This window comes from Janthinobacterium sp. SUN176 (genome assembly GCF_030587335.1).
GTDB classification, from domain to species: domain Bacteria; phylum Pseudomonadota; class Gammaproteobacteria; order Burkholderiales; family Burkholderiaceae_D; genus Janthinobacterium; species Janthinobacterium kumbetense.
Genome location: NZ_JAPWIA010000001.1, coordinates 140474 through 166317 on the forward strand (window position 1 = coordinate 140474; position 25844 = coordinate 166317).

25 protein-coding genes and 1 pseudogene are annotated in these 25844 nt (G+C 64.2%); 16 read left to right on the forward strand and 10 right to left on the reverse strand.

Annotated features, from left to right (window positions below):
- Positions 1-23 precede the first annotated feature (23 nt).
- Positions 24-407 (forward strand): hypothetical protein, encoded by a 384-nt coding sequence (locus O3299_RS00725; RefSeq protein WP_251350810.1) that lies wholly within the window; start codon positions 24-26, stop codon positions 405-407.
- Positions 408-479: 72 nt separating this feature from the next.
- Here O3299_RS00725 and O3299_RS00730 read toward each other — a convergent pair whose 3' ends face one another.
- Entirely contained in the window at positions 480-842 is a 363-nt protein-coding gene (locus O3299_RS00730; RefSeq protein WP_305053509.1) for a hypothetical protein, read from the reverse strand.
- A 226-nt stretch (positions 843-1068) separates the two neighbouring features.
- Here O3299_RS00730 and msbA point away from each other — a divergent pair, with 226 nt between their 5' ends.
- The gene (msbA, locus tag O3299_RS00735; RefSeq protein ID WP_251350808.1) at positions 1069-2904 is read left to right on the forward strand and encodes a lipid A export permease/ATP-binding protein MsbA; all 1836 of its coding nucleotides are present in this window, start codon (positions 1069-1071) and stop codon (positions 2902-2904) included.
- 4 nt (positions 2905-2908) lie between these two features.
- Here msbA and O3299_RS00740 read toward each other — a convergent pair whose 3' ends face one another.
- The gene (locus tag O3299_RS00740) at positions 2909-3316 is read right to left on the reverse strand and encodes a hypothetical protein (protein ID WP_305061283.1); all 408 of its coding nucleotides are present in this window, start codon (positions 3314-3316) and stop codon (positions 2909-2911) included.
- A gap of 77 nt (positions 3317-3393) precedes the next feature.
- Between O3299_RS00740 and O3299_RS00745 the strand changes: the two genes are divergently transcribed.
- The 3 genes from O3299_RS00745 (at position 3394) to O3299_RS00755 (ending at position 6287) form a co-directional block, all read left to right on the forward strand.
- Positions 3394-4521 carry a toxin-antitoxin system YwqK family antitoxin gene (locus tag O3299_RS00745; RefSeq protein ID WP_305061284.1) on the forward strand — a complete coding sequence of 376 codons (1128 nt, stop codon included), beginning with the start codon at positions 3394-3396 and terminating at the stop codon, positions 4519-4521.
- Between the two features lie 79 nt (positions 4522-4600).
- Positions 4601-5095 carry a MarR family winged helix-turn-helix transcriptional regulator gene (locus tag O3299_RS00750; RefSeq protein ID WP_305061285.1) on the forward strand — a complete coding sequence of 165 codons (495 nt, stop codon included), beginning with the start codon at positions 4601-4603 and terminating at the stop codon, positions 5093-5095.
- Positions 5096-5171: 76 nt separating this feature from the next.
- Positions 5172-6287, forward strand: a complete 1116-nt coding sequence (locus tag O3299_RS00755) for a toxin-antitoxin system YwqK family antitoxin (protein WP_305061286.1) — start codon at positions 5172-5174, stop codon at positions 6285-6287.
- Here the strand turns inward: O3299_RS00755 and O3299_RS00760 are convergent.
- Positions 6284-7606 (reverse strand): chloride channel protein, encoded by a 1323-nt coding sequence (locus tag O3299_RS00760; protein ID WP_305061287.1) that lies wholly within the window; start codon positions 7604-7606, stop codon positions 6284-6286. The two genes, O3299_RS00755 and O3299_RS00760, sit on opposite strands and share 4 nt — an antisense overlap.
- A 183-nt stretch (positions 7607-7789) precedes the next feature.
- Positions 7790-8689: a transcriptional activator NhaR gene (nhaR, locus tag O3299_RS00765; protein WP_305061288.1), complete on the reverse strand. Its 900-nt coding sequence runs from the start codon at positions 8687-8689 to the stop codon at positions 7790-7792.
- A 159-nt stretch (positions 8690-8848) separates the two neighbouring features.
- On the opposite strand from nhaR, the gene O3299_RS00770 reads away from it, so the two are divergent.
- Together O3299_RS00770 and O3299_RS00775 are read left to right on the forward strand one after the other, a co-directional pair.
- Positions 8849-9811, forward strand: coding sequence for a TerC family protein (locus tag O3299_RS00770; protein ID WP_305061289.1), 963 nt, complete (start codon positions 8849-8851; stop codon positions 9809-9811).
- A gap of 69 nt (positions 9812-9880) precedes the next feature.
- Complete coding sequence (locus O3299_RS00775; RefSeq protein WP_077401482.1) at positions 9881-10282, forward strand: TerB family tellurite resistance protein; 402 nt, start codon at positions 9881-9883, stop codon at positions 10280-10282.
- 6 nt (positions 10283-10288) lie between these two features.
- Here O3299_RS00775 and O3299_RS00780 read toward each other — a convergent pair.
- Together O3299_RS00780 and O3299_RS00785 are read right to left on the reverse strand one after the other, a co-directional pair.
- Positions 10289-10642, reverse strand: a pseudogene (locus O3299_RS00780) (YnfA family protein).
- Between the two features lie 45 nt (positions 10643-10687).
- Positions 10688-11851 (reverse strand): sugar diacid recognition domain-containing protein, encoded by a 1164-nt coding sequence (locus O3299_RS00785; RefSeq protein WP_289912025.1) that lies wholly within the window; start codon positions 11849-11851, stop codon positions 10688-10690.
- Positions 11852-11997: 146 nt separating this feature from the next.
- Here O3299_RS00785 and O3299_RS00790 point away from each other — a divergent pair, with 146 nt between their 5' ends.
- Together O3299_RS00790 and O3299_RS00795 are read left to right on the forward strand one after the other, a co-directional pair.
- On the forward strand, positions 11998-13329 hold the full coding sequence (locus O3299_RS00790) for an MFS transporter (RefSeq protein ID WP_289906458.1): 1332 nt from the start codon (positions 11998-12000) through the stop codon (positions 13327-13329).
- Positions 13330-13361: 32 nt separating this feature from the next.
- A complete protein-coding gene (locus O3299_RS00795; RefSeq protein ID WP_305053502.1) occupies positions 13362-14630 on the forward strand; it encodes a glycerate kinase in 1269 nt (422 codons plus the stop codon).
- A gap of 2 nt (positions 14631-14632) precedes the next feature.
- On the opposite strand, the gene O3299_RS00800 is transcribed toward O3299_RS00795, so the two are convergent.
- Positions 14633-15646 carry a zinc-binding alcohol dehydrogenase family protein gene (locus O3299_RS00800; RefSeq protein WP_305061290.1) on the reverse strand — a complete coding sequence of 338 codons (1014 nt, stop codon included), beginning with the start codon at positions 15644-15646 and terminating at the stop codon, positions 14633-14635.
- 95 nt (positions 15647-15741) lie between these two features.
- Between O3299_RS00800 and O3299_RS00805 the strand changes: the two genes are divergently transcribed.
- The gene (locus O3299_RS00805) at positions 15742-16656 is read left to right on the forward strand and encodes a LysR family transcriptional regulator (protein ID WP_099664906.1); all 915 of its coding nucleotides are present in this window, start codon (positions 15742-15744) and stop codon (positions 16654-16656) included.
- A gap of 43 nt (positions 16657-16699) precedes the next feature.
- Here O3299_RS00805 and O3299_RS00810 read toward each other — a convergent pair whose 3' ends face one another.
- The gene (locus O3299_RS00810) at positions 16700-17077 is read right to left on the reverse strand and encodes a cytochrome c (RefSeq protein ID WP_077401501.1); all 378 of its coding nucleotides are present in this window, start codon (positions 17075-17077) and stop codon (positions 16700-16702) included.
- 249 nt (positions 17078-17326) lie between these two features.
- Here O3299_RS00810 and O3299_RS00815 point away from each other — a divergent pair, with 249 nt between their 5' ends.
- The 3 genes from O3299_RS00815 (at position 17327) to O3299_RS00825 (ending at position 21350) form a co-directional block, all read left to right on the forward strand.
- Positions 17327-18877, forward strand: a complete 1551-nt coding sequence (locus tag O3299_RS00815) for a DUF1800 domain-containing protein (protein ID WP_305061291.1) — start codon at positions 17327-17329, stop codon at positions 18875-18877.
- A gap of 20 nt (positions 18878-18897) precedes the next feature.
- Positions 18898-20088, forward strand: a complete 1191-nt coding sequence (locus tag O3299_RS00820) for a DUF1501 domain-containing protein (RefSeq protein ID WP_099664904.1) — start codon at positions 18898-18900, stop codon at positions 20086-20088.
- An 89-nt stretch (positions 20089-20177) separates the two neighbouring features.
- Positions 20178-21350, forward strand: a complete 1173-nt coding sequence (locus tag O3299_RS00825; protein ID WP_305061292.1) for an AI-2E family transporter — start codon at positions 20178-20180, stop codon at positions 21348-21350.
- A gap of 106 nt (positions 21351-21456) precedes the next feature.
- On the opposite strand, the gene O3299_RS00830 is transcribed toward O3299_RS00825, so the two are convergent.
- On the reverse strand, positions 21457-21681 hold the full coding sequence (locus tag O3299_RS00830; RefSeq protein WP_010396348.1) for a hypothetical protein: 225 nt from the start codon (positions 21679-21681) through the stop codon (positions 21457-21459).
- 141 nt (positions 21682-21822) lie between these two features.
- On the opposite strand from O3299_RS00830, the gene O3299_RS00835 reads away from it, so the two are divergent.
- The 3 genes from O3299_RS00835 to O3299_RS00845 are packed head-to-tail and all read left to right on the forward strand — an operon-like array spanning position 21823 to position 24325.
- Positions 21823-22581: a phosphatase PAP2 family protein gene (locus tag O3299_RS00835; protein WP_257218687.1), complete on the forward strand. Its 759-nt coding sequence runs from the start codon at positions 21823-21825 to the stop codon at positions 22579-22581.
- A 12-nt stretch (positions 22582-22593) separates the two neighbouring features.
- Positions 22594-23502 (forward strand): diacylglycerol kinase family protein, encoded by a 909-nt coding sequence (locus O3299_RS00840; protein ID WP_099664902.1) that lies wholly within the window; start codon positions 22594-22596, stop codon positions 23500-23502.
- Positions 23503-23506: 4 nt separating this feature from the next.
- A complete protein-coding gene (locus tag O3299_RS00845; protein WP_305061293.1) occupies positions 23507-24325 on the forward strand; it encodes a metallophosphoesterase in 819 nt (272 codons plus the stop codon).
- 139 nt (positions 24326-24464) lie between these two features.
- Here the strand turns inward: O3299_RS00845 and cls are convergent, their stop codons facing one another.
- Positions 24465-25841 (reverse strand): cardiolipin synthase, encoded by a 1377-nt coding sequence (gene cls, locus O3299_RS00850; RefSeq protein WP_369812294.1) that lies wholly within the window; start codon positions 25839-25841, stop codon positions 24465-24467.
- Positions 25842-25844 lie beyond the last annotated feature (3 nt).

Sequence of the window (25844 nt, forward strand, 5' to 3'; positions counted from 1 at the left end):
TTTCTACTTTAAAGGAGTTTTCCATGCGTATACGTCCCGCCACACTGCTGTCCGCCCTGATCTTCGGCAGCGTCGTCTTCAGCGCTTCCGCTTCCGCCGTCGGCCTGGGTTTCCTGGCCGATACGCCGATGGCCTACCTGAACAAGAACGACAAGCCCGTCTTCGTCAAGGCCGTCACCGACGTGCTCAATGACAAGAAAGATGGCGAAACCGTGCAATGGAGCAATGAAGGCTTGCGCAATTCCGTGCGCATCGCCGCCGACATCACGGCCAGCGACACGCAAAAGACGGATGAGCAAACCTGCCGCAAGGTGCAGGTGGGCTTGAGCGCCAAGGGTCAGGAACAGACCCTCAAGCTGACGGTCTGCAAGGCCGGCACGGCTGCCTGGAAAGTGAAAAAACAATAAGCACCGGCCGCCGCCCTTCCTTGCCGGGAGGGCGGCGTCGCGATGACTGCCCGCAGCGTGCGCTGCGGCTGCCTAGTCGTGGTTGATGGCTGCCACCTGGTGCAAGCATGCCTCGTCGGTGAGCAAGGTGACCACCGCATTGGTTCTGGCATGGACGCGCACGCCCTTGAGCCAGTCCGGCAGGGCAAGGACGGCGCCCGCCACGATGGGCAGGATGACCTGGATCACGGACTCGCTGCCCCTGGGCGGCGTCGCCCCGAAGTCCAGGTCCTGGATGCCGTCCTGCGGCGGCTTGAGGTAGACGCGCGGCGCGAGGGGGATCGCCTGCCAGCCGCCGGAGCTGACTTCGCCGATCGCGCTCACATGCAAATGCGGGGGAAGGCTCTTGTCGATGGCGAGGTGCACGGCCTTTACTTTGTAGATGGGAACGCTCATGGTATCTCCAGGAAGGATGGGGTGCGCCGCCAGGCCCGCGGCGTGTAGGGCCAGTCCCGATGTCTCGGCATCGTTAAGCTAGCTCAGCAAGTGTAGGTCGTATTTTCACCATCACCATCTCCAATTGTCACCATGGCCAGGCGCGCAAGCCATGCTGCTCTACTTTCTTGGGGGAAAGCCACCCGCAACGGTTAGAATCACGTTTTACCTTCTTTTTCCCATCTGCATGCAGCAAAGTCGCCTCCTGTTCTTCCGCCTGGCCGGCCAGTTTCGCCGCTATGGCGCCATCGTTGCCGCCACCTTGCTGGCCGTGGGCGTGGCGTCCGCCACCGATGTGTTATTAATCAGGCAATTGCAAAACGTCGTCGACGCCATGCGCGCGACGGCCAGCACGCAGGCCGCGCCCGCGTCCGGCGTGATGGGCATGCTGCAGGGCTGGGTCGACCGTTTCTTGCCGGCACAGGCAGGGCAGGTGGACTTGTGGGTGATTCCCGCCACCATCCTGGGCCTGGCCGTGTTGCGCATGGTGTCGAGCTTTGCCGGCGATTACGGTTCCGTCTGGTTATCGAGCCGGGTGCAGGCGGATTTGCGCGAAAAGATGTTCGCCACCATCATGCGCCTGCCCAGCCGCTTTTTCGACACCACCACCACCAGCCTGACGCAGTCGCGCGTGGCCTTCGACGCCAGCCAGGTGTCGCAGGCGGGCTTGAACGTGCTCAACGTGATGGTGCGCGATTCCGTCGCCACCGTCGGCTACCTGATTTTATTGTTCAGCATCGACGTGAAACTGGCCCTGTTCTGCATGGCGTCGATGCCCATCGTGGCCATCGTCGTGACCCTGGCGGGCCGCCGCATGCGCCACCTGAGCAAGAGTTCGCAGCAAGCCGTGGGCGAGCTGACGTCCGTGCTGGACGAAAGCATCGGCGGCCAGCGCGTGGTGAAAATCTTCGGCGGCCAGGATTATGAACAGGCGCGCTTCGTCAACGTCGTCAAGCGCAACCGCCAGCTGGCCGTCAAGCATGCCGCCACCTCGGCCATGAATTCCGGCTTCATCATGATGCTCGTCGGCATTACCCTGTCGTCCGTGATCTATTTCGCCATGCTGCGCGCGCAAAGCGGCGCCATCACGCCGGGCGCCTTCGTCGCCTTCATGGGCGCGCTGATGGCGATGCAGTCGCCGATCAAGAATTTGACGAAGATCAACGAGCCGCTGCAGCGGGGCCTGGCGGCGGCCGAGTCCGTCTTCGGCTTGATCGACACGCCGCTGGAACCGGACCCGGGCACCATCGCGCCGGTCACGGTGCAGGGCAATCTGTCCTTGCAGAACGTCAACTTCCGCTACAACAGCGACGATCCCGATGCGCCCACGGCCTTGAGCGATATCACGCTCGACATCCGCGCCGGCGAAACGGTGGCCCTGGTGGGCGGCTCCGGCGGCGGCAAGACGACCTTGCTGGGCTTGCTGCCGCGATTCTACGACGTCAGCGGCGGCCAGATCCTGCTCGATGGCGTCGACCTGCGCGACTATGCCTTGCTGGCCCTGCGGCGCCAGTTCGCCCTCGTCAGCCAGGATGTGATTTTGTTCAACGACACGATGGCGGCGAATATCGCGTATGGCGACCCGGCCCCGGACCAGGCCCGCATCGAAGCGTCGGCGCGCGCTGCGTATGCGCACGACTTCATCATGCAGTTGCCGCAAGGCTACGAAACCCAGGCGGGGCAGAACGGTTCGCGCCTGTCGGGCGGGCAACGCCAGCGCCTGGCCATCGCGCGCGCCCTGTACAAGGACGCGCCGATTCTCTTGCTGGACGAAGCGACCAGCGCGCTGGATACGGAGTCGGAACGTTCCGTGCAGGCGGCGCTGGAAGTGCTGATGCGCAACCGCACCACCATCGTCATCGCCCACAGGCTGTCGACCATCGAAAGCGCCGACCGCATCGTCGTCATGCAGGGCGGGCGCCTGGTGGAATCGGGCAGCCACGCCACCTTGCTGCAGCAGGGCGGCGCGTATGCGCGCCTGCATGCGAGCCAGTTGTCGCCCGTCAAGGATGGCGCGGCCTAGAACCTCAGAACACGTGAATTTCCTGTAATACCAGCGTGGCGCCCAGCGCCGTGCCTTCCACGCGGAAGGTGGCGGTCAGGTCCGACCAGGCGCCGTTCAGTGGCAGGGCGTGGCGCGCTTCGGCGATCGCCACGCCGCCGTCCTCGCTTGCCGGGCGCTCGACGCAGCGTTCGTGCGGCGCGCCGCTGGCCAGCGCCGCCGGCGTGACGCGATACACGCTGCCATCCGCATACGGCTCCGGCGAACCATACCCTTCGATCACGGCGCGCAGCAGCGCCGGCGTCCAGCCGTAATACGCGTCGTGCGCCGTGCGCGCATGGGCGCACGCGTAATCGCCGCGCGCCAGGTCGGCGATCCAGGCGTCGATGATGTCCAGTATCTGTGTGTCGCTGGGGGCGGAGGGCAAGTGCATGGATTTCTTTCGTGACGGGGAAAAACGTTGCTTTCCATTATGATGGCCGCCGCACGATAACATTGCAACGGAACACAATGCACACACGACAGAAGACACGCGTGGCCCTGGCCGCGTTGCTGGGCATGGTCCTGGCCTCGCCGCTGGCGGCACAGGCACAGCCCGCAGGGCAAACGCCGACGTCAACCTTGCAGGAGGAAGACCGGACCATGTATTTGGATGAAAATTTCATGCCCAGCAATCAGCGCAGCGCCGTGTATGCGCTGCGCACGCCGCCCGTGCGCGACGAGGCGCTGGGCGCCTGGCATGTGCGGCTCGAATTTCCCGACACGCCGGGCGTGCCGGCCTTTGAAACCTATGCCACGGACCTGGACTTGAGCCAGGTCAAGTTCGTGAAGTTTCGCAAGTATTACCATGAAAATGGCCAGCTGCTGCGCGAAACCTACTTCGATGCCCAGGGCGAGGAACTGCTCGGCGGCAGCGTGTACTTCGAGAATGGCCAGGTCCAGCAGCGGGTGACCGCGTTGCCGAACGGGCGCGACAGCATTTCGGAAACGTATCACCAGAATGGCCAGCTGATGAGCCGCACGCTGTATCACGGCGACGAGATGGCCGATGGCGAGCATGTGTCGTATGGCGCGAACGGGGCCGTCAGCAGCCGCTCGTATCGACGCCATGGCCAGATGGATGGCGTGGAGGAATCGTTTTATGCGGATGGCAAGCTGTTCCGGAAGGGGCGGTATGTCGATGGCCAGCGCGAGGGCGAGTTCGTCATGTACGCGCAGGATGGCAAGGTGCTGGCCAGCACCGTCTGGGTGCACGGCCAGCCCGACGGCTGGTCGTTTGAAAGCCATGGCAATGGCGTCGTGTCGAACAAGACCCTGTACCAGAAAGGTGCCGTGCTCAGCTTGCAAACGTGGGCCCCGAATGGCCGGCCCGTGTTTGCCTGGCAGAAAGACGCGCAGGGGCGCGACCACGGCGACACGACGGATTGGCATGCCAACGGCGCGCGCGCCAGCGTGACCCCGTTTGTCGAAGGCCAGCGCCACGGCTTGCTGCAGACCTGGTACAGCGACGGCAGCCTGCGGCAGATCGTGCCGTATGAGCACGGCAAGAAGCACGGCATCGAACGCCACTGGGACCAGGCCGGCAAGCTGGTGCTGGAGCAGGCGTGGCAAGCCGGAGAGCCAGTTTCCATGCGCTAGGAGTCGTCCGCCTTTGCAGGTATCATGCAGGGATTCCGGCCCGCCAGCAGGCGCGAAGCCGGCAGGATAACTGGAGGCAATGGTGGTGGAAACGGAAGTTTCGGCGATGGCCAGGGCGCAAGGCATGGCCTTGCAAAACATGCGCGTCGTCATGCGCGCGGCGCAGCGCCACTCGGCGCAAATCGAAAAGCAATGCGGCGTGTCGGGCGCACAATTGTGGGTGATGCAGGAATTGCTGGAACGGCCGGGCCTGCGCATGGGCGAGCTGGCCAGCAAGATGTCGATCCACCAGACGACGGCCAGCAACCTGGTCGAGGCGCTGGTCAAAAAAACCTATGTGCGCAAGGCGCGCGACCAGCCCGATCAGCGCGTGGTCACCCTGACCCTGACCTTGGAAGGGCAAGCCGTCATCGCCGGCGCGCCGCAGCCGGCGCGCGGCTTGCTGCCCAGTGCGCTGGCCCAGCTGGACCCCGACAGCCTGGCGCACCTGAACCAGGGCTTGAACGCCTTGTTGGCCGTCGTCGCCCCCGACGACCGGCAGGCGGGTATGCAGCCGTTTCCGTTCACCATGTAGTCACGGGCAAGCGTGTGGCGCGCCGCCCCGCTTGCCCGTATCATCGGCGCCGTCGCACCGTTGATGAAAGCATGCATTGAAGATATACACTCCCGTTTTGCTGGCCGCCGTCCTGGCCGTTTCCCCGTCCGTTTCCATGGCCAACGCCCCGGCCACCCCGGCCGTGGCTGCCGAACCGTCGCCGGCCTCCCAGTATTTTGACGGGGATTACCAGCCCGTGGCGCCCGCCGCGGCCGTGTACGAGCAGCGCGCACCGCTGCGCCACGATGCGGCCCGCCAGGCATGGCATTGGCAGCTGCATTTCGCGCAGCCGCCGGGCAAGCTGCACATGGATGCCTGGCTGCTCGGCACCGACGTGGCGTCGCCGCGCTACACCGGCCAGCGCAGCGTGTATTTTGCCGATGGCCAGCTGGGCCTGCTGGAAGAGCGCAACGGGGAGGGCGATTTCAATGGCGTGAACGTGGAATACTATGCGGACGGGACGGTGAAGAGCCGCAAGGCGTACCGCGACGGCGAGTACGACGGCTTGCACAGCCACTTTCATGCGAATGGCCAGCTGAGGCATGCCTTGCTGTACCAGGCGGGCCAGCCCGCCGACGGCGAATTCCTGAGCTTTGACGAGCACGGCCAGGTCAGCAACCGAGCGCATTTCGCCGATGGCGTGCTGACCGGTGAAGTGACGGCGTTTCATCCGGATGGCCGGCTGGCCGAGCGGGGACCGTATCTGGATGGCCAGCGCAACGGCCTGCACCAGGCCTGGTGGCCGGACGGCCGAGAAATGTCGCGCCTCAATTTCCTGCATGGCAAGCCGCAGGGCTGGTCGCTGCTGTATTTCGCGAATGGCCAGCTGGACCAGAAAAACCTGTTCGAAGATGGCGTCATGCTGAGCACGCAAAGCTGGCGCGACGATGGCACGCCGCTGCGCCAGCGCCAGCAGGATGCGCAGGGCCGCGCGCAGGGCGAGGACAGGCAATGGCATGCGAACGGCACGCTGGCCCGGCTCGCTTCCTACCGCGATGGCGAGCCGCATGGCGCCTGGCGCGAATGGCATGCGGACGGCTCGCCCCGCCACGCCGTGGACTACGTGCGCGGGCGCAAGCAGGGCCTGGAGCGGGCCTGGGCCGGCGACGGCACGCGCACCGTCTGCGAGTGGCAGGATGGCCGCTTGCTGCGCGCCTGCCGCAATTTCTAGTGCGGTGGCGCGGGCAGCCGTTGCAGCTGCAACTGCGCCAGCGCCCCGTACAGCGGTTCGCTGAGCACGCGCGACACGGTGCTGGCCACGACGGCGCAAGCCATCAGACTGAGCACCATGCCGTGGCCATCGACCATTTCCATGACAATAATGAAAGCCGTCAGCGGCGCCTGCGTGGCGGCGGCCAGGAAACCCACCATGCCCAGCGCGATCAGGGCGGGCGCGTGCGGGTAGTGCAGCAATTGCGCAATGTCATGCCCGATGCCGGCGCCGATGGCCAGGGAGGGCGCGAAGATGCCGGCCGGCACGCCCGACCACACGGTCAGCCACGTCGCCACATATTTGAAGGCAACGAAGGCGGGCGCCACGTCGGACGAGCCTTCCAGCATGGCGCGCGTGGCCACGGTGCCGCTGCCGAACGTGGCGCCATGGCTGGCGATGCCGATGGCCGCCACCAGCACACCGCAGACGGCGGCGAACAGCACGGGCCGGCCTTTTCTCCACGCGGATAATTTCCCCAGCGGATTGCCCCGGGCGGAGGCCAAGAGCAGCCGGGCGAACAGGCCGCCGGCCACGCCCGCGACCAGGGTCACCAGCAAACCCGGCAAGGCCAGCGCCAGGCCGATGGGGCCGGGGTGGATGATGCCGAAGTGGGTGGCGTTGCCGTGGATGGAGACGGCCATCATGCCGGCCAGCACGATGCCCGCCACGATGAGGCCGCTGTTGCGCTGCTCGGGCGAGCGTGACAGTTCCTCGATGGCAAACATGACGCCCGCCAGCGGCGTATTGAAGGCGGCCGCGATGCCGGCCGCGCCGCCCGCCACCAGCAGGGAATGGGCGCTCACCTGCGAGTGGCGGGGCAGCCAGCGGCGCGCGGCCAGCATCACGCCGGCGGCGATCTGCACGGACGGGCCTTCGCGTCCCAGCGAGAGTCCCCCCAGCAAGCCGCCCGCCGTCAGGCCGATCTTCGCCGCACTGAGTTTCAGCGACACGAACAGCGAGCGCTGCGCGGGCACCACGGCCGGGTCCAGTGTCGCCATCACTTGCGGGATGCCGGAACCGGCCGCGCCCATCGCGTAGCGGCGCGTCAGCCAGACGAGCAGGGCGGCGCAGGCGGGCGTCCACAGCAGGGCGAACCACCAGGCCTTGCCGTTAAAAAAGAGAAACAGGTCCAGCGCTTCCTCGGCCAGCCACGTAAAGCCCACGACGACGAGACCGGCGATGGCGGCCATGCCGACGACGACGGCGCGCGACCACCACAGGCGCGGGTTGGCAAATTCATGCTTGAAGGCAGAGGGAATATCGTGCAAGTGCTTCATTGCGGCAAGTCCAGGAAGGGGCGCGCAGGGCGTCGGGAAGACTTGCCATTATAAAGATATATTTGTCCGAATGTTTTTCCTCTGCCTTATTTGTGGGCAATTGACGACAACAGCTGCGCCTCGGCCAGGAAATCGACGAGCGCCCGCACTTTCGGCGCCAGGTGCGGCCCGGACGGCCACGGCTTACACGAACAGCTCGCGCCGCGCGCTCTGGCTGATGGCGATGGTGGCCGGGTGGCTCAGGCGCCGTTCCGTGGTGATCGCATACACTTGCTCGACGAGGCTGTCGACCCGGCCCAGCGCCACCACGGCGTATTGCTCGCAGACCTGGGGCGCGATGACGGTGGGCGCGAAGAACAGGCCGGCGCCGGACTGGCCGAAGGCCTTCATCATGGCGCTGTCGTCGAACTCGCCGACGATGCGCGGGTGCAGCTTGTTGTCGCCCAACCATTGCAGCAGGCGCCCGTAGATGGCGAAGTCTTCGCCGGGCAGCAGCAGCGGCGCCCCATCGAGGCATTGCGGAAAGCCGCCCGCCAGGGTGACGGCCAGCGCCGGCGTGCCGAACAGGGTCATGCCGCTTTCGCCCAGCAAGTGGTTATAGCCGCGCACGCTCAAGTGGGCCGGCATGGGGCGGTCCGCCATGATCAGGTCCAGCCGGTGCACGGCCAGGTCCGCCAGCAGGCTGGCCAGCCGGCCTTCGCGGCAAATGATGCGCAGCGGCTCGGCCAGTCCCAGCGCCGGCGCGACGAGGCGGCACGCGATCAGTTTCGACACGGAATCGGCGCAGCCCACGCGGAAGGTCGTCGTCGTGGTGCGCGACTGGTCGCGCACGATTTCCAGCAATTCATCGCCCGTGCTGAAGATGCTTTCCGCATGGCTGAGGATGCGCCGGCCCGTATCCGTCAATTCCAGCTGGCGCCCGCTGCGGCGGAACAGTTCCACGCCCAGGGTGTCGGCAAACTCGCTGAGCTGGCCGGAAATCGACTGCGGCGTCAGGTGCAGCTGCTCGGCCGCGCGGGCGATGCTGCCCGTCTTGGCCACCATCCAGAAATAGCGCAAGTGCTTGAAGTTGAGTGTGGACATGGTGTTTCCCGGAAAATAAATACATCGAGTTTTTCGATGTATTATTAAATTATATTCGATTTGTTCGATGTTTATAAGAAGGCTATGATGGCTGCTCAATTCATGCAAGGAGAGTGCCATGGACTTCAGAATACAAACAGAGCATTGCGGAGGCCGCCGATGAACGGCCTGGAAAGTATTGCAACGGCACCCATGTGGGCCGGTTTCATCGCCTTTGTCCTCGTGATGCTGGCGCTGGACTTGTTCGTCTTCGGCGGCAACAAGGCGCACAAGGTGGGCGTCAAGGAAGCGGCGACGTGGTCGCTCGTGTGGGTCAGCCTGGCCCTGCTGTTCAACGGCGGACTGTGGTGGTATCTGAACGGCACGGCCGGTCCCGAGATCGCCAACCAGAAGGCGCTGGAATTTTTCTCCGGCTACCTGATCGAAAAAGCCCTGTCGGTCGATAACGTGTTCGTCTTCCTGCTGATCTTCAGCGCCTTCCAGGTGCCGATCCAGTACCAGCGCCGCGTGTTGATCTATGGCGTGCTGGGCGCGATCGTCATGCGCGCCGTGATGATCATGGCCGGTGCGTGGGTGGTGAGCGAGTTCAGCTGGGTGCTGTACCTGTTCGGCGCCTTCCTGCTGGTGACGGGCATGCGCATGCTGGTGGCGGCCGATGCGGAGCCGGACGTGGCGAACAACCCGGTGCTGCGCTTTGCCCGCCGCCACTTGCGGGTGGCCGATGGCGACCACGGCGAACGTTTCTTCGTGGCAAAGGGCGGTTTGCGCTATGTCACGCCGCTGTTCCTCGTGCTGATCCTGATCGAGGTGACGGACCTGGTGTTCGCGGTCGATTCGATCCCGGCGATCTTCGCCATCACGACGGACCCGTTCATCGTCTTCACCTCGAACCTGTTCGCCATCATGGGCTTGCGGGCACTGTATTTCCTGCTGGTGGATGTGGCGGACCGCTTCCACATGCTCAAGTATGGCCTGGCGATGGTGCTGGTGTTCATCGGCGCCAAGATGCTGGTCATGCCGTGGTACCACGTGCCGGTGGAAGCGTCCTTGCTGGTGGTGGCGGTACTGATCGTGTCGAGCTGCGTGGCCAGCGTGTTCATCACCCGCAGCGACAAGAAGTAAATGTTGTACGGCGCGCCCCGCCTGGCGGTGGCGTGCCTTTTAATTGACTAATAGAAAGAGTAGAAAATCATGCGTACCTATGAAGCGAACAGTCCCCAGGCAGCGGGACGTATCCTGGCCCTGATGATGGTGGTCGACGGCAACCTGGCCAGCGCCGAGCTGCAAGCCATGCATCGCAGCAAGATCCTCGAGCATATCGACCTGGAACCGGCAGCCTTCCAGCAACTGCTGCAAGACTTGTGCGACGACATGCTGACGTCGACCGTGCATGGCGCCGTGCAGCTGGCCCATGGCGTGATCGACAGCTTGCTCGATGAAATCACGGACCCGGACTTGCGCCGCAAGCTGCTGCAAGCCATGTGGAAGATCGCCGATGCGGACGACTGGCTGGCCGATGGCGAAGCCGTCCTCCTGGCCCGCGCCAGCGCGGCATGGTCGGCGGAAACAAACTTCCGCGCGCATGCCGCTTGAGGTAAATCAAGCCGCTTTGTGCCCCATGGCAATGACGGCGGCGCCGGCCAGGGCCAGGCCCACGCCGGCGATGTCGGTCCAGGCGGGCGTGACGCCGTCCACCAGCCACAGCCATCCCAAGGCCGTGGCGATATAGATGGCGCCATACGTGGCGTACACCCGGCCGCTGGCGGCCGGATGCAGGGTCAGCAGCCAGACGAAGATCAGCAGGCTGAGGGCGGCCGGCAACAGCAGCTAGGCGCTGCCCTTGTTGCTCAGCCATAGCATGGGCAGGTAGCAACCCAGCAGTTCGGCCACGGCCGTGACGGTAAACAGCCCGAAAGTGCGGGCAAGGCTGGTCCATTCGAAGGCGTCGTTCATGCTATTCCTGTTGTGCGGTCAGCCGCCATTGTAGACGGGCCTGCGTCAATTCAGTTGCAGGGCGACATACAGCAGCAGGCGGTCATCCGTGTCGTCCAGGTCCAGCCCCGTCAGTTCGGCGATCTTTTGCAGCCGGTAATCGAGCGTGTTGCGGTGGATGTGCAGGGCCCTGGCCGTGGCCATCGGGTGGCTGTGGTGGCGGAACCAGGCGGCCAGGGTGCGCATCAGGGTGCCGGACTTGCGGTCGTGCGCCTGCAGGCGCGCCAGGGTCTGGCGCAATTGCTCCGCCTGCCAACCGGCTTGCAAGCCGGACAGCAGCACGGGCAGGCTCAGTTCCAGGTAGGAAAAAGTGGTTTGCGCGCCATCGCGGGCGCGCCCCACGCGCGCCGTCTGCTTCGCCGATTCATACGACGCCGTCGCGCCATCGAGGCCCGGCAAGGCCACGCCCATGGACAGGGTGGCGGGCGGCGTGAGCGCCTGCTGCGCCACCTGGTGCAGTTCGAGCAGGCGCTGCCTTGCCTGCGCCGCGCGCGCCTGCTGCGGGCCGCTGGCGGGAAAGGCGTCGAGCAGCACCAGTTCGCCCGGCGAGACGACGGCCATCAGCAGGGCGGGCCAGCGCGCCGACAGGTCGGACTGCACTTGCTGCAGCTGCGTCAGCACCTGGTCCAGCCGCTCGCCCGGACCTTCTCCCGCATCGGGTATTTCCAGCACGAACATGGCGCGCGGCACGCGCAAGTCCAGCGCCAGGCGCGCCGCCCACGCTTGCATGCTGGCATCGGAAATACCCGTGCGATACACGAGCTGGAACACGAATTCCTCGCGGTAGCGCTTTTCATGCTGCAACTCGCTGACCAGCCGCGCCTGCTCCAGCATCATTTCCGCCATGGCCCGCACCAGTTCGCCGAACTGGCGCACGGCGTCCGGCTCGCCCGTCAGGCCCAGCACGCCGCAAATCTCGCCGCGCACCGTCAGGGGCAGGTTGATGCCGGCCCGCGTGCCCGGCAGCCTGGCCATGTCGGCCGCGCCGATTTCCACGCTGGCGTGCCGGGCCAGCGCCAGTTGCGCGCCCGGATGCAGGTCGCCCACGCGCTGCGGGTCGCCGCTGGCCAGGATCACGCCGCGCGCATCGATCACGTTTACGCTGAAGGGAATGATGTGCATGGTGCGCCGGACGATGTCCTGCGCCAATGGGGGATCGATGCTCGGCATGGTGTTCACCTTCTGGTTTTGTGCATTTGCATGGAATCATCGGATTCAACAATATGTTTCTTCATGCATCCGCACGATGACTGTTTCTGTGGGCAATTGTACGATGGGCTGGTCGCATCCCATAAAAAAATAGTCAGGAGACACCCATGACCACCCATCCAGGCGCCAGCCTGTCCGCCGGCGCGTCCGCGCAGGACCGCGTGCGCGAAGGCGCCTACCGCAAGGTCACCTTGCATCTGATCCCCTTCATCTTCATCTGCTACCTGTTCAATTACCTGGACCGTGTCAATGTCGGCTTTGCCAAGCTGCAAATGCTCGATGCGCTGCAGTGGAGCGAAAGCGTGTACGGCCTGGGCGCCGGCATTTTCTTCATCGGCTACGTGGCCAGCGGCGTGCCCAGCAATCTGCTGCTGCACCGCCTGGGCGCGCGCAAGGTCATCGGCACCCTGATGATCGCCTGGGGCATCGCCTCGGCCTGCCTGATGTTCGTCACCACGCCGGCCGCGTTTTACTCGCTGCGCTTCATCACGGGCGTGTTCGAGGCGGGTTTCTTCCCCGGCATCGTGCTGTACTTTACGAACTGGTATCCCGCTTCGCGCCGGGGCCGCATCATGGGCTTGTTCATGTCGGCCATTCCCATTTCCGGCTTGCTGGGCAGCCCCCTGTCGGGCTGGATGATGCAATCGTTCGCCGGCCACGGCGGCCTGGCCGGCTGGCAATGGATGTTCTTGCTGCAAGGCATCCCCACCGTGCTGCTGGGCTTTCTCGTGTATGTGCTGCTGAACGACGGCATCGCCCAGGCGAAGTGGCTGAATGCGGAAGAAAAGCAGCTGCTGCGCGCCGACCTCGACGAGGACGAACGCCAGCGCCGCAACAGCGCGAATACGGCCGACACCTTCGCCAGCGTGCTGCGCAACAAGCACGTGTGGATGCTGGGCCTCGTGTATTTCTGCATCCAGATGGGCGTGTACGCGATCAATTTCTGGCTGCCCACCATCGTCAAGTCGCTGGGTTTCGCCAGCCCCGTGGCTGTGGGCTGGGTCAGCGCCATTCCCTACCTGTGCGCCAGCATCTTCATGATCTGGGTGGGCCGTTCGGCCGACAAGCACAAGGAACGCCGCTGGCATTTGAGCGGCCCCCTGCTGATGGCGCTGTGCGGCTTGCTGCTGGCCACCCAGGCACACGGCAACGTGGTCGTCGCCCTCATCGGCCTGTCGCTGGCGACCATGGGCGCGCTGTCCGGCCTGCCCATGTTCTGGCCCTTGCCGACGGCGTTTCTCGGCAGCGCGGCGGCGGCCGGCGGCCTGGCGCTGATCAATTCGCTGGGTCAGGTAGCGGGCTTCGTCAGCCCCTTCCTCGTCGGCTGGATCAAGGATGCGACGGGCGGCACCGACGTGGCCCTGTATATTCTTTCCGCAGTCATGCTGCTGGGCGCCATACTGGTGCTGCGCGTTCCCGCGCGCATCGTGAACCGTTGAACGAAGCTGCCATCGAACCGGAGGAATTGACCATGACGACTACCCCGGCGCCGCGCGCCTTGCTGCAAGCCATGTTCCAGGCCGCCATCGAAGCGGCCCAGCCATCGCACTGCATACCGCCCCATCTGCCGCCAGCGCTCAAGGGCCGTTTGATCGTCATCGGCGCCGGCAAGGCGTCGGCCGCCATGGCGCACGCCGTGGAACGGCACTGGCCGGGGCCGCTGTCCGGGCTGGTCGTCACGCGCTACGGCTATGCCGTGCCCTGCGAACGCATCGAGATCGTGGAAGCGTCGCACCCCGTGCCGGACCAGGCCGGCATGGATGCGGCGCGCCGCATGCTGGAACTGGTCGGCAACCTGCAGGCGGACGATACGGTGCTGTGCCTGATTTCGGGCGGCGGCTCGTCCCTGCTGGCCTTGCCGCTCGATGGCATCACTTTGGCCGACAAGCAAGCCTTGAACCGCGCGCTGCTGGCGTCCGGCGCCACCATCGGCGAAATGAATTGCGTGCGCCGCCATTTGTCCGCCATCAAGGGCGGGCGCCTGGCAGCCGCCTGCCATCCGGCGCAGGTCATCACTTTGGCGATTTCCGACGTGCCCGGCGACAAGCTGGGCGACATCGCGTCCGGCCCCACGGTGGGCGACGCGACGACGTGCGAGGATGCGCTGGCCATCGTGCGCCGCTATGGCATGGACTTGCCTGACAGCATACGCGCCACCTTGGAAAGCGGGCGCGGCGAATCCGTGAAACCCGATGATCCCCGCCTGGCGCGCACGCGCACGACCCTGATCGCCACGCCGCAGATGGCGCTGGAAGCGGCGGCGCAGGTGGCGCGCGCGGCCGGCGTCACGCCGTATATATTGGGCGACAGCCTGGAAGGCGAGGCGAGGGACGTGGGCAAGGTGATGGCCGGCATCGCGCTGCAAACGGCGCAGCGGGGCCAGCCGTTTCCCGCACCGTGCGTGCTGCTGTCGGGCGGCGAAACGACGGTCACCGTGCGCGGCAACGGGCGCGGCGGGCGTAACGTGGAATTCCTGCTGGCGCTGGGCATCGCGCTCGATGGCCACGCGGGCATCCACGCGCTGGCCGGCGACACGGATGGCGTCGACGGCCAGGAAGACATCGCCGGCGCGGTCCTGGCGCCAGACACCCTGCAACGGGCCTGGGCGCTGGGCATCAAGCCCCGCGACAGCCTGGACAACAACGATGGCCACGGCTTCTTCCAGGCGCTGGGAGACAGCGTGGTCACGGGCCCGACATTGACGAATGTCAATGATTTCCGGGCCATCCTGATTACCTGAATTTAGAACCCTTCCAGCACGATCTTCCCTTTTGCCGTATTGCTTTCCAGCAGGGCATGCGCGCGTTTCAGGTTTTGCGCGTTGATCGTGCCGAAGCGCTCGGCCAGGGTGGTCCTGATGACGCCGGCGTCCACCAGCTGCGCCAGCTCTTCCAGTAGTTCATGCTGTTTGACCATGTCCGGCGTCTGGAACAGCGAACGGGTAAACATCAGTTCCCAGTGCAGCGACACGCTCTTGCCCTTGAACTTGCGCACGTCGATGTGCTCGGGGTCGTCGATCAGGGCAAACTTGCCTTGCGGCGCGATCAATTCCACGATCTGCTCGAAATGCCGGTCGGTCTGGTTCAGGCTGATCACATAGTCGACGGGCGGCAAACCCAGGCGCGTGATTTCCCCTGCCAGCGGCAGGCTGTGGTCGATCACGTGGTGTGCGCCCAGTTCCTTCACCCAGTCCGCCGTTTCCGCGCGCGAGGCCGTGCCGATGATGGTGACACCCGTCAATTGCCGCGCCAGCTGCACCAGCACGGAGCCGACGCCGCCGGCTGCGCCGATCACCAGCAGGGACTTGCCCGTCAAACTCTTGTCGCGGCTGAGCTGCAGGCGGTCGAACAGCAATTCCCAGGCCGTAATGGCTGTCAGCGGCAGGGCGGCGGCCGGGGCGAAATCGAGGCTGGCCGGCATGTGGCCGACGATGCGCTCGTCGACCAGCTGGAATTCGCTGTTGCTGCCGGGGCGGTTGATGGCGCCCGCGTACCAGACCCTGTCGCCCACGTGGAACAGGGTCGCGTCGGGGCCGACGGCCGTGACGACGCCGGCCGCATCCCAGCCCAGCACTTCCGGCTGGCCCTCTTTCGGCGCGCGGTTCTTGCGCACCTTGGTGTCGACGGGATTGACGGAAATGGCCTTGACGGCGACGAGCAGGTCGCGCCCCGTGGCGACGGGCACGGGCAGCTCGATGTCGAGCAGGGCGTCGGCATCCGTGATGGGCAGGCTGTGGTGGTAGGCGATGGCTTTCATGTGCTTCCTCGTTGAGTGGATACCGTATGATGGTGGCAATGCCGCCCTGGAAACAGGGGGCGCGTACGGAAACACTTTCAAAGGAATATTGAAAATTGCTGCGACTCGATGACTTGCAGGTATTTGTGCGCACGGCCGACCGGGGCAGTTTGTCGGCGGCTGCGCGCGAGATCGGCATCTCGCCCGCGCTGGCCAGCGCCGCCGTCAAGCGCCTGGAAGGCGTGTTGGGCTTGCGCCTGCTGGCCCGCACGACGCGCTCGCTGAGCCTGACGCCGGAAGGCACGCAATACCTGGAACATGCGCGGGAAGCCTTGCGCCTGCTGCGCGCAGGCCACGATGCCCTGCTGGCCGGCAAGGACAGTTTCGGCGGAACCTTGAAAATTGCCATGCCCTCCGACCTGGGCCGCAATCTGATGCTGGGCTGGCTGGACGAATTCCAGCTGCGCCATCCGACACTGCATTACCAGCTCAGCGTCAGCGACCGGGTGGCCGATATGGTGCGCCAGCAAGTCGACGTGGCCATCCGCTATGGCCAGCAAGACGATTCGAGCCTGATCGCCATGCCCATCGCGCCCGCCAACGACCGGGTGCTGGTGGCGTCGCCCGCCTACCTGCGCGAATACGGCCCTTTGCTGGCGCTGGAAGAGTTGTCGCAGCGCAATTGCCTGCGCTTCGCGCTGGAAGACGGCTTGCACGACCGCTGGACTTTTTACCGCCTGCCCCAGCGCGAGCAAGTGACGGTGTCCGTGAGCGGCAACCGCAGCGCCGACGACGCCGACCTGGTGCGCCGCTGGGCCGTGGCGGGACTGGGCATCGCCTATAAGTCGCGGCTCGACGTGGCGGGCGACCTGGACGCCGGCCGCCTGCAAGCGCTGTTGCCCGACGTGGCGGGCGAGGCCACGCCCTTGCACCTGGTCTGCACGCACCGGGCGCAGGTGACGCCGCTGGTGCTGCAGTTGCGCGATTTCCTGCGCGACAAATGTGCGCAGCTATTAAAACAGCAGAATTGACCGGGGAGCGTTGCTGCGCGACGTATGTATCGCTTATCTGATATCAGCGATTTTTTAAAATCACATCGCTCATGTATTGATTCAAATCGCGAAAGTCTTTCACCCGCCAGGCATATGGCGCAATCTTGACGCCATTCTCTTTCAAGGTCTTGGGAATCAGATCGCCATTCGGACGAAGGATGACCGATGATACGATCACGCCCGGATAATCCTTCAGGCGTTTTTTGAATGCGGCGGTGGTCAGATCGGGCGTGGGCGGATTGCTTTTATTCGCCAATGGCCCCGTTCCCTTGATCTCCGCGCCATGGCACACGGCACAGCGCTGTACATACAGGGTTTTCCCATTCAGATTCTCCGCCAAGGCTGACGGCGCTTGAATGAGCGATAACGTTCCTAATGCAGCGATAAATAATATTTTCATTTCTTTTTAATGTGGACGTATTGTATGGATAATGTCTGGTTCGAGAGAAAATACGCAGCTGCCATTGCAATACGCAATTCTCCCGATAACATTTTATCCGAGATGATTCATCATAATGTGGCCATGCCGGCGAGAGCTTGGCTGGCAAACCATCGTGCTTGATTACAACTCGTTGCAAATGGCAATCATGCGCGGGTCAACCTGGGCGTACCCTCAAGCATTCTGCATGAAACCGCTTGAAGGACCGCCATGACCCCGCACCGACTATTGCCGACGACCTTGATTTCCCTGCTCTTGCTGGCCGGCTGCGCCGCGACCGGACCAGGACCGGCCGCCCAGGCCGATCATCGCGCGCAGAGCAGTCCCGCACAAGACATCGCCATGCTGGAACGGGTCAGCTGGGGCGTGAGCGGGGGCAGCGTGCGCCAGGTGCAGGACAAAGGCTGGAACGCCTGGCTGCGGACGCAGTTGCATCCAGGAAAAGCGGCCTTGCCGCCGGCCATCGCCGCGCAAATCGACGCCATGACCATCAGCCAGGTGCCGCTGGAGCAATTGGTGATCTCTATGGAGCAAAAGCGCAAGGAGTCGGCCGGCGTCATGGACGACATGGCGAAGCAGCAGGCGCAAAAGGATTACCAGCAAGAACTCAATCGCCTGGCGCGCGAAGCGGCCACGCGCTCCTTGTTGCTGGACGTGTATTCGCCGAACCAGTTGCAGCAGCAGCTGAGCTGGTTTTGGCTCAACCATTTCAGCGTGCACCAGGGCAAGCACAACTTGCGCGCCATGGTGGGCGATTACGAGGCGAACGCCATCGCGCCACATGCACTGGGGAAATTCCGTGACTTGCTGGGCGCCACCGTCCACCATCCGGCCATGCTGCGCTACCTGGACAATGAAGCCAATGCCGCCAAGCGCATCAATGAAAACTATGCGCGCGAGCTGATGGAGCTGCATACGCTGGGCGTGAACGGCGGCTATAGCCAGATGGACGTGCAGGAACTGGCGCGCATCCTGACGGGCGTGGGCGTGAACCTGGGAGCGGACACGCCGAAGGTGAAACCGGCGCTGCAGTCGCAATACGTGCGCCGGGGCTTGTTCGAGTTCAATCCCAACCGCCACGATTACGGCGACAAGCAATTCCTCGGGCAAACGGTGAAGGGCAGGGGCCTGGCCGAGCTCGATGAAGCGCTGGACCGCCTGAGCCGCAGTCCCGCCACGGCGCACTTTATCAGCGGCAAGCTGGCCCAGTATTTCGTCGGCGACAACCCGCCCGCACCGCTGGTGGCGCGCATGGCGGCCACCTTCCAGCGCAGCGACGGCTTGATCGCCGACGTGCTGCAAACCATGTTCGACAGCCCCGAATTCAGGCAGTCGCTGGGCAAGAAATTCAAGGACCCCATGCATTATGTCGTGTCGGCCGTGCGCCTCAGCTATGACGACAAGCCCATCCTGAATGCGGGACCCATGCTGAACTGGCTGTCGCGCATGGGCCAGCCCCTGTACGGACGCCAGACGCCCGATGGCTATCCGCTGACGGACGCTTCCTGGGCCAGTCCGGGGCAAATGACGACGCGCTTCGATATCGCCCGCACCATCGGTTCGGGCAGCGCCGGCCTGTTCAAGACGGATGGCCCGCAGCCGCAGGAAAAAGTGGCGTTCCCGCAACTGGCCAGCGCCCTGTATTACCAGTCGCTGCAGCCAGGCTTGAGCCCGGCCACGCGCCAGGCACTGGATCAGGCCGCTTCGCCGCAGGAGTGGAATACATTTCTTCTTTCCTCGCCGGAAATGATGCACCGTTAAGTTGAAATCGGAGGATTGCCATGAATCGTCGTGACCTGTTGAAAGCCCTGGCCGCCGCACCCTTGTTCACTCACGCGGGCAGCCTGCTGGCCGCACCCGCCACGGATGCGAAGCTGCTGTTCGTCTTCCTGCGCGGCGGCTATGACGCGAATAACTTGCTGGTGCCGGTCGGCAGCGATTTTTACTACGCGGCGCGGCCGAATATTGCCATCGCGAAACCGGGCGAGGAAAACGGCGCGCTGGCCTTGAACGCCGACTGGGCCTTGCATCCAGCCTTGCGCGAGAGCATTTATCCCATGTTTACGGGCGGCGAGGCGGCCTTCATCCCGTTCGCGGGCACGACGGATTTGACGCGCAGCCATTTCGAGACGCAGGATACCATCGAGTTGGGACAAGAGATCAACACGCGGCGCGACTTCCGGTCGGGTTTCCTGAACCGCCTCGTGCAGACCTTGAATGGCAGCAAGGCCGGCCCCGCCATCGCTTTCACCGACCAGCTGCCGCTGATCTTCCAGGGCGGCGTGCAAGTGCCGAACATGGCGCTGCGCTCCGTGGGCAAGTCCGGCATTGATGCGCGTCAAAGCCAGATTATCGCCGCCATGTACCGGGGCACGCCCCTGCAGCAACCCGTCAGCGCGGGCTTTGTCGTGCGCGACGACGTGACGAAGGAATTGACGGGGGAAATGCAGGCGGCCAACCGCAACGCCATCAGTACCAAGGGCTTTGAACTGGAAGCGCAGCGCATCGCCCGCTTGATGAAGGACAAGTACAACCTCGGCTTCGTCGACGTGGGCGGCTGGGATACGCACGTGGGGCAGGGCGGCGCCAGCGGCTACCTGGCGGGGCGTTTCGATGAACTGGGACGGGGACTGGCCGCGTTTTCGCAGGAAATGGGCAGCGCCTGGCGCAATACCGTCGTCGTCGTCGTCAGCGAATTTGGCCGCACCTTCCGCGAAAACGGCAACCGCGGCACGGATCACGGCCACGGCAGCGTGTTCTGGGTGCTGGGCGGCGGGATCAAGGGCAAGCAGGTGGCGGGCGAGCAAGTGGCGATTGCGCAGGCAAACCTGTTCCAGAACCGCGACATGCCCGTGCTGAATGAATACCGGGCCGTGCTGGGCGGTTTGCTGCGCCGCACCTTCGGCTTGACGCCGGCGCAACTCGACCACGTGTTTGCCGGCGTGAAACCGGCGGAACTGGGCCTCGTGTAAATCGGCGAATCTCCGTGTTACGCTACGCCTGCGCATGTGGCGCATAGCGAATACTGGCGGCCCATGGCGCCGGGCACGAATGGAGCAGCATGAACGATACCCAGCGCGACATTGTCAGCGCAGGCTTTTCCCTGGCCCTGATCGCCGTGACGGCCTTCGTCATGCAGCGTTTCTTTTTGCCGCTCGTGTGGGCCGGCATCCTGTGCGTGGCCACCTGGCCCTTGTACCTGCGCGTGCGCGCGGCGCTGGGGCAGCGCACCATCGTCGCGGCAGCCGTGCTGACCCTGGCGTTTGCCTGCATCTTCATCATTCCCGTGCTGTTCGGCGTGGCGCAGGCGGCGCGCGAAGTGCCCGTGCTGGCCAATTTCGTCGTGCATGCGAATGCCGACGGCTTGCCCGTGCCGGACTGGGTGGCGCATATCCCGCTGGCCGGCAGCGCCATCGGCGACTGGTGGCAAGCCACCCTGAGCCAGCCCCACGGCCTGGGCCACTTCTTTGCGGGCAGCGCCGTGGGCGGCTTTCATTCCGCGCGCGACATGCTCAAGGTGCTGGGCGCGGACGTGTTTCATCGCCTGGTCGACTTCGGTCTGGCGTTTTTATGCCTGTTTTTCTTTTACAAGGATGGCGAAGCGCTGACGCGCCAGATCACGGCTGTCGGCAGCCATTTTTTGCGTCCCGAACGGTGGGGCCGCTATGCGCAAAAGATCCCCACGGCCATCCGCGCCACCGTCAACGGCCTGGTGCTGGTGGGCCTGGCAGAAGGCGTGCTGATCGGTATCGCCTATGCCATCGCCGGCTTGCCGTCACCGGCCCTATGGGCGTTTGCCACGGGCATCCTGGCCATCATCCCGTTTGGCGCGCCGCTCGCGTATGGATGCGCGGCCGCCTTGCTGGTGTTCCAGGGCAATGTGGGCGCCGCCATCGGCGTGGCCGCCTGGGGCACCGTGGTGCTGTTTGTTGCCGACCACTTCGTGCGCCCCGGCATGATCGGCAACGCCACCCGCTTGCCTTTTCTTGCTGTGCTGTTCGGCATTCTGGGCGGCGTGGAAACCCTGGGCCTCGTGGGCTTGTTCATCGGCCCCGTCGTGATGGTGCTGTTTGTTACCTTGTGGTACGAAGCGAATGCGACTGACCGCATACCGCCGGCCACCATGCCTTCCAGCACAGCTGCCGATGCAGGTGCCGACGCACTTGCCGGTACAGCTGCCGGTACAGTTGCTGAAACACCTGCCAGCCCGGCCGCGCCGGAACGCACACAGTAGTGAGGGGTCGGTCAGCGTGCCGCTGGCCGGTACTGAGGCGTTCCCGGCGGGGCCGGACGGAGCTGACTTGATAACAGGGTGCGAACACCTTGTTTTAAAGTCATTCTTAATGTGCCTTGGATAGAATAAGCAACCAACGGCGCATCAGCAGCACTTCAACATAGCCCGGCTCGATGCCCGTACCGCACTCGATCAAGGGATTGACGGTGTAGTAGCGCTTGCGGAAGTCGCGGCAGACGAGGATTTCGCGCTTGCCCATGCGGACGAGGAAAGAGCTTGGGGCGTATTCCAGGCCGAACCGTGAGCCAAAACCGCTATTCAATGTTGCCATGACAATTCCTTTGAGGGAGATGTGTTGAACGAGTCATCAGAATAGCATAACTACTGTATGAATACACAGCTACTGTATGAATAAACAGTATTTTTTTACTGGTGTGGTTTTTTTGATCAGTACCGGGAACATGAAAGAGAGATGAGTTTGCAAGAGAAAAATGACATGGGCATGACCACGGGCTGGACCACGAAACTGCGCCGCTTCGTCGAGGCGCGCCTGTCGCCCGAAGGCGAACTGGGCCTGCATATGACGGTGGGCGTGGCCCTGATGCTCGTCGCCATCGTGGTCTTCCACGAGATCGCCGAAGCCGTCATGGGCATGGCCCAAATCACCGTGATCGACTTGCAGGTGGCGCAGTGGTTCAACCAGCATGCCGTGCCGTGGATCACCAGTTGCCTGCTGGTCGTCACGCACATGCATGGCGTGATCGGCGCCATCACCCTGGCCGTCTTGCTGGGCTGGTATCTGCACCGCAAGGGCGCCAGCTACTGGCTGTTTACCCTGGTCATTACCATGCCGGGCGTCATGTTTTTGAACCTGCTGCTAAAGTACATTTTTGTGCGCGCGCGGCCCAGCTTTGACGAGCCCATCCTGCAGACGGCCCTGAGTACGTACAGCTTTCCCAGCGGTCATACGGCCACCTCGACGGCCCTGTACGGCCTGCTGGCCGCCTACCTGATTTGCCAGACGGCGCCGGGCGCGTGGGGCAAGCGCATCGCCATCGCGCTGGGCGCCTTCCTGATGGCGTCACTCGTGGGTTTCAGCCGCATTTACCTGGGCGCGCATTACCTGAGCGATGTGCTGGCGGCCATGGCGGAAAGCTATGGCTGGCTGGCCATCTGCATCGCCGGCGTGTCGACCCTGCGCCGCCGCCGGCATATCCGGCAAACCAGATAAGGGGAAACCATCCTGAGCAAGATTGCAGTCATCATCAATGCGGGCGCCGGTTGCGGCTATGCGCCTGACTGGGCGCAGCAGCTCGAAGCGAAATTTGCCGCCGTGGGGCTCGACGCCGCCATCACCCTGGCCGCCAGCGGCGCCGACATGATCGCCACGGCCGGGCAAGCGCTGCGCGATGGCGCGCCCATCGTCGTGGCCGGTGGCGGGGACGGCACCATCAATGCTGTCGCATCCGTCGTCGTCGGCAGCGGCACGCCGTTTGGCGTCTTGCCGCTGGGTACCCTGAACCATTTCGCCAAGGATTTGAACATTCCGCTCGAACTCGATGCGGCGATCGCCAACGTGGCGCGGGGCGTGCCGCACCAGGTCGACGTGGGCGAAGTCAATGGCCGCATCTTCCTGAATAATTCCAGCCTGGGCCTGTATCCCGACATCGTGCGCGACCGCGAAAAGCAGCAGCGCCGGCTGGGACGGGGCAAGTGGCTGGCGTTCAGCTGGGCGCTGGTGGCCGCCTTGCGCCGCTATCCTTTCCTCAGCGTGCAATTGAAACTCAAGGACGCCGTGCATGCGCGGCGCACGCCGTTTGTCTTTATCGGTAACAATGAATACCTGATGGAAGGCTTGAATATCGGCGAGCGCGAACGGCTCGATGGCGGCCAGCTGAGCCTGTACGTGGCGCAGCGTCCGGGCCGTCTGGGATTGCTGAAGCTGGCCTTGCACGCGCTGTTCGGCAAGTTGTCGCAGGCCAAGGATTTCGACGTGCTGACGGCGACCGACCTGGAAATCGCCACGAAGCACCGGCGCCTGCGCGTGGCCACGGATGGCGAAGTGACCGTCATGAATACGCCGCTGCAGTACCGCATCCGCCCCGCCGCGCTGACGGTGCTGGTGCCTGCGCCGGCACCTTCCGGGGAGTAAGGCCATGCGTACCATCGTGCATTTGTCCGACTTGCATTTTGGCAAGGTCGACGCGGACTTGCTGGCGCCCTTGCGCGCGCTCGTCGAACGCCTGGAACCGGACGTGGTGGTGGTGTCGGGCGATTTGACGCAACGGGCCCGCAGCGCCCAGTTCCAGCAAGCGCGGCAGTTTCTCGACAGCTTGCCGGGGCCGCAGATCGTGGTGCCGGGCAACCATGACGTGCCTCTGTATAACGTCGTTTCCCGCTTCCTGACGCCGCTGGTGAAATACCGGCGCCATGTGACGGACGATTTGTCGCCCGAATATGTGGACGAGGAAATCGCCGTGCTGGGCATTAATACGGCCCGCTCGCTGACCTTCAAGGATGGCCGCATCAGCCACGAGCAGATCGATTTCCTGCGCGAACGCCTGGGCCGTTTGCCGCCCGGTTTGACGCGCATCATCGTCACGCATCATCCATTTGACTTGCCCGAGCACTTCGACGACGATGATCTGGTCGACCGTGCGCCGCTGGCGCTGCAAATGTTTTCCGAATGCGGCGTGGATCTATTGCTGGCCGGGCACTTGCATGCGAGCGTGGCGGGCAACACGGCCGAGCGCTACAAGATCGCCGGCTACGCTGCCCTGATGGTGCAGGCGGGCACGGCCACGTCCACGCGGGGCAGGGGCGAATCGAATTCCTTCAACGTGCTGCGCGTGGAAAACAGTTGTATTCGCGTCGAGCGCTACAGCTGGAATGAAGACAGCGCCGACTTTGAAAAAGTCAGCACGGAAGCGTTCGCGCGCCAGGGCGGCGTGTGGGCCAGCTTGCGGCCGCTGTAGCCAGAATTAATGGGGTAGGCGGCAACCGGCATCAGGAGTGGCCGGCAAAATGGCCAGGGCTAGGCGCGTTGCCGAAGACAGTACGAATAGTACGGCGAGGCAATGCAACAACGCCCTGGACTTTTTGATGGCTACTCCGCTACAGCCAGTAATTCATGAAGCGGGCCGCCCACTCCTTCATGCGGTCGGCAATCGGCCGGGTTTCCCATTTCGCCCTGGTGATCTCTTCCGAGTCGCGCAAGTCTTCCTGGAAGGCGTTTTCCATTTCGCGGCCGAAACTGTCGCCCAGCACGATCACGTTCAGTTCGCTGTTGTGCAGGAAGCTGCGCATGTCGATGTTGGTCGAGCCGACCGTCGACCAGGCGCCGTCGATGACGGCCGTCTTGGCGTGCAGCACGGCCAGTTTCAAGTGGAAGATGCGGATGCCGCCGGCCAGCAGTTGGTCGTACAGCGCATGTCCCGCATGGAATACGAGACCGCTGTCGGACACGCCCGGCAGCACCACGGTGACGTCCACGCCCCGTTTCGCGGCGGCCACCAGCGCGTCGACCGTCTGCTGGTCGGGCACGAAATAGGCGGACGTGATGTGGATGGTTTTTTTTGCTTCCTGGATGGCCAGGATATACGCCTTGTAGATTTCGAAGCCGCCGTCCGGCTCGCTGGCCACGACGCGCACCAGCTTGTCGCCCACTTCCGACAGGGTCGGGAAATAGTTCGCGTCCGGCAAGTCGGCCTGGTCTTGCTGGGCCCAGGTGCGGATGAACAGCCACTGGAAGGCGGCCACGGCCGGGCCTTCCACTTTCACGTGGGTATCGCGCCAGCCCACGTCGCTCTTGTCGGCGGACTTGTTCTTGGAGCGGAACAGCGAGCTTTTCGCATAGGTGTCGCTGATGTTGACGCCGCCCGTAAATGCCGTCTTGCCGTCGACGATCAGCACCTTGCGGTGGTCGCGGTTGTTGATCTTCCAGTCGTCGCCCTTGAGCTTGGCGGGATTGACGGGGTTGAAGGCCACCAGGTGCACGCCGGCCGCGCGCATGCGCTCGAAGAACGCCTGCGGCACGCCGAGGGTGCCCACGCTGTCGTAGATGACGTTGACCGTCACGCCCGCCTGCTGCTTTTCGATGAGCATGTCGGCAAACTTCAGGCCCAGCGGGTCCTGGTCGAAGATATACGTTTCCAGGTTGATGCTGTTCTTCGCTTCGCTGATGGCCTGGAACATGGCTTCCATCGTTTGCGGGCCGTCAAACAGCAGCGTCACCTTGTTGCCCTTGATCAAAGGTACGCCCGTGGCCGCCTCTTCCAGCGCGGCCTGGGCTTTCAAGTCCATGCCGGACTTCGCCCAGCGCTTGTTGAGCAGGGCGGCGCGGCTGTTGACGTTCAGCACGGCGCCCTTGCCCGTGATGACCTTGGGCTTGGCCACCGGTTCCAGGGTGGTGTTGAGATTCTTGACGTTGGGCAGCGAGGCGCATGCAGCCAGGGTCCAGCACAGCAGTAGGGCGGTGAGGCAGGGTTGCATGCG

What these genes read in the sequence shown, in the direction of transcription:
- O3299_RS00725 (WP_251350810.1), top strand. Translation starts at nt 24, where the DNA reads ATGCGTATACGTCCCGCCACACTGCTGTCCGCCCTGATCTTCGGCAGC.
- O3299_RS00730 (WP_305053509.1), bottom strand. Translation starts at nt 842, where the DNA reads ATGAGCGTTCCCATCTACAAAGTAAAGGCCGTGCACCTCGCCATCGAC.
- msbA (WP_251350808.1), top strand. Translation starts at nt 1,069, where the DNA reads ATGCAGCAAAGTCGCCTCCTGTTCTTCCGCCTGGCCGGCCAGTTTCGC.
- O3299_RS00740 (WP_305061283.1), bottom strand. Translation starts at nt 3,316, where the DNA reads ATGCACTTGCCCTCCGCCCCCAGCGACACACAGATACTGGACATCATC.
- O3299_RS00745 (WP_305061284.1), top strand. Translation starts at nt 3,394, where the DNA reads ATGCACACACGACAGAAGACACGCGTGGCCCTGGCCGCGTTGCTGGGC.
- O3299_RS00750 (WP_305061285.1), top strand. Translation starts at nt 4,601, where the DNA reads ATGGTGGTGGAAACGGAAGTTTCGGCGATGGCCAGGGCGCAAGGCATG.
- O3299_RS00760 (WP_305061287.1), bottom strand. Translation starts at nt 7,606, where the DNA reads ATGAAGCACTTGCACGATATTCCCTCTGCCTTCAAGCATGAATTTGCC.
- nhaR (WP_305061288.1), bottom strand. Translation starts at nt 8,689, where the DNA reads ATGTCCACACTCAACTTCAAGCACTTGCGCTATTTCTGGATGGTGGCC.
- O3299_RS00770 (WP_305061289.1), top strand. Translation starts at nt 8,849, where the DNA reads ATGAACGGCCTGGAAAGTATTGCAACGGCACCCATGTGGGCCGGTTTC.
- O3299_RS00775 (WP_077401482.1), top strand. Translation starts at nt 9,881, where the DNA reads ATGCGTACCTATGAAGCGAACAGTCCCCAGGCAGCGGGACGTATCCTG.
- O3299_RS00785 (WP_289912025.1), bottom strand. Translation starts at nt 11,851, where the DNA reads ATGCCGAGCATCGATCCCCCATTGGCGCAGGACATCGTCCGGCGCACC.
- O3299_RS00790 (WP_289906458.1), top strand. Translation starts at nt 11,998, where the DNA reads ATGACCACCCATCCAGGCGCCAGCCTGTCCGCCGGCGCGTCCGCGCAG.
- O3299_RS00795 (WP_305053502.1), top strand. Translation starts at nt 13,362, where the DNA reads ATGACGACTACCCCGGCGCCGCGCGCCTTGCTGCAAGCCATGTTCCAG.
- O3299_RS00800 (WP_305061290.1), bottom strand. Translation starts at nt 15,646, where the DNA reads ATGAAAGCCATCGCCTACCACCACAGCCTGCCCATCACGGATGCCGAC.
- O3299_RS00810 (WP_077401501.1), bottom strand. Translation starts at nt 17,077, where the DNA reads ATGAAAATATTATTTATCGCTGCATTAGGAACGTTATCGCTCATTCAA.
- O3299_RS00815 (WP_305061291.1), top strand. Translation starts at nt 17,327, where the DNA reads ATGACCCCGCACCGACTATTGCCGACGACCTTGATTTCCCTGCTCTTG.
- O3299_RS00820 (WP_099664904.1), top strand. Translation starts at nt 18,898, where the DNA reads ATGAATCGTCGTGACCTGTTGAAAGCCCTGGCCGCCGCACCCTTGTTC.
- O3299_RS00825 (WP_305061292.1), top strand. Translation starts at nt 20,178, where the DNA reads ATGAACGATACCCAGCGCGACATTGTCAGCGCAGGCTTTTCCCTGGCC.
- O3299_RS00830 (WP_010396348.1), bottom strand. Translation starts at nt 21,681, where the DNA reads ATGGCAACATTGAATAGCGGTTTTGGCTCACGGTTCGGCCTGGAATAC.
- O3299_RS00835 (WP_257218687.1), top strand. Translation starts at nt 21,823, where the DNA reads ATGAGTTTGCAAGAGAAAAATGACATGGGCATGACCACGGGCTGGACC.
- O3299_RS00845 (WP_305061293.1), top strand. Translation starts at nt 23,507, where the DNA reads ATGCGTACCATCGTGCATTTGTCCGACTTGCATTTTGGCAAGGTCGAC.
- cls (WP_369812294.1), bottom strand. Translation starts at nt 25,841, where the DNA reads ATGCAACCCTGCCTCACCGCCCTACTGCTGTGCTGGACCCTGGCTGCA.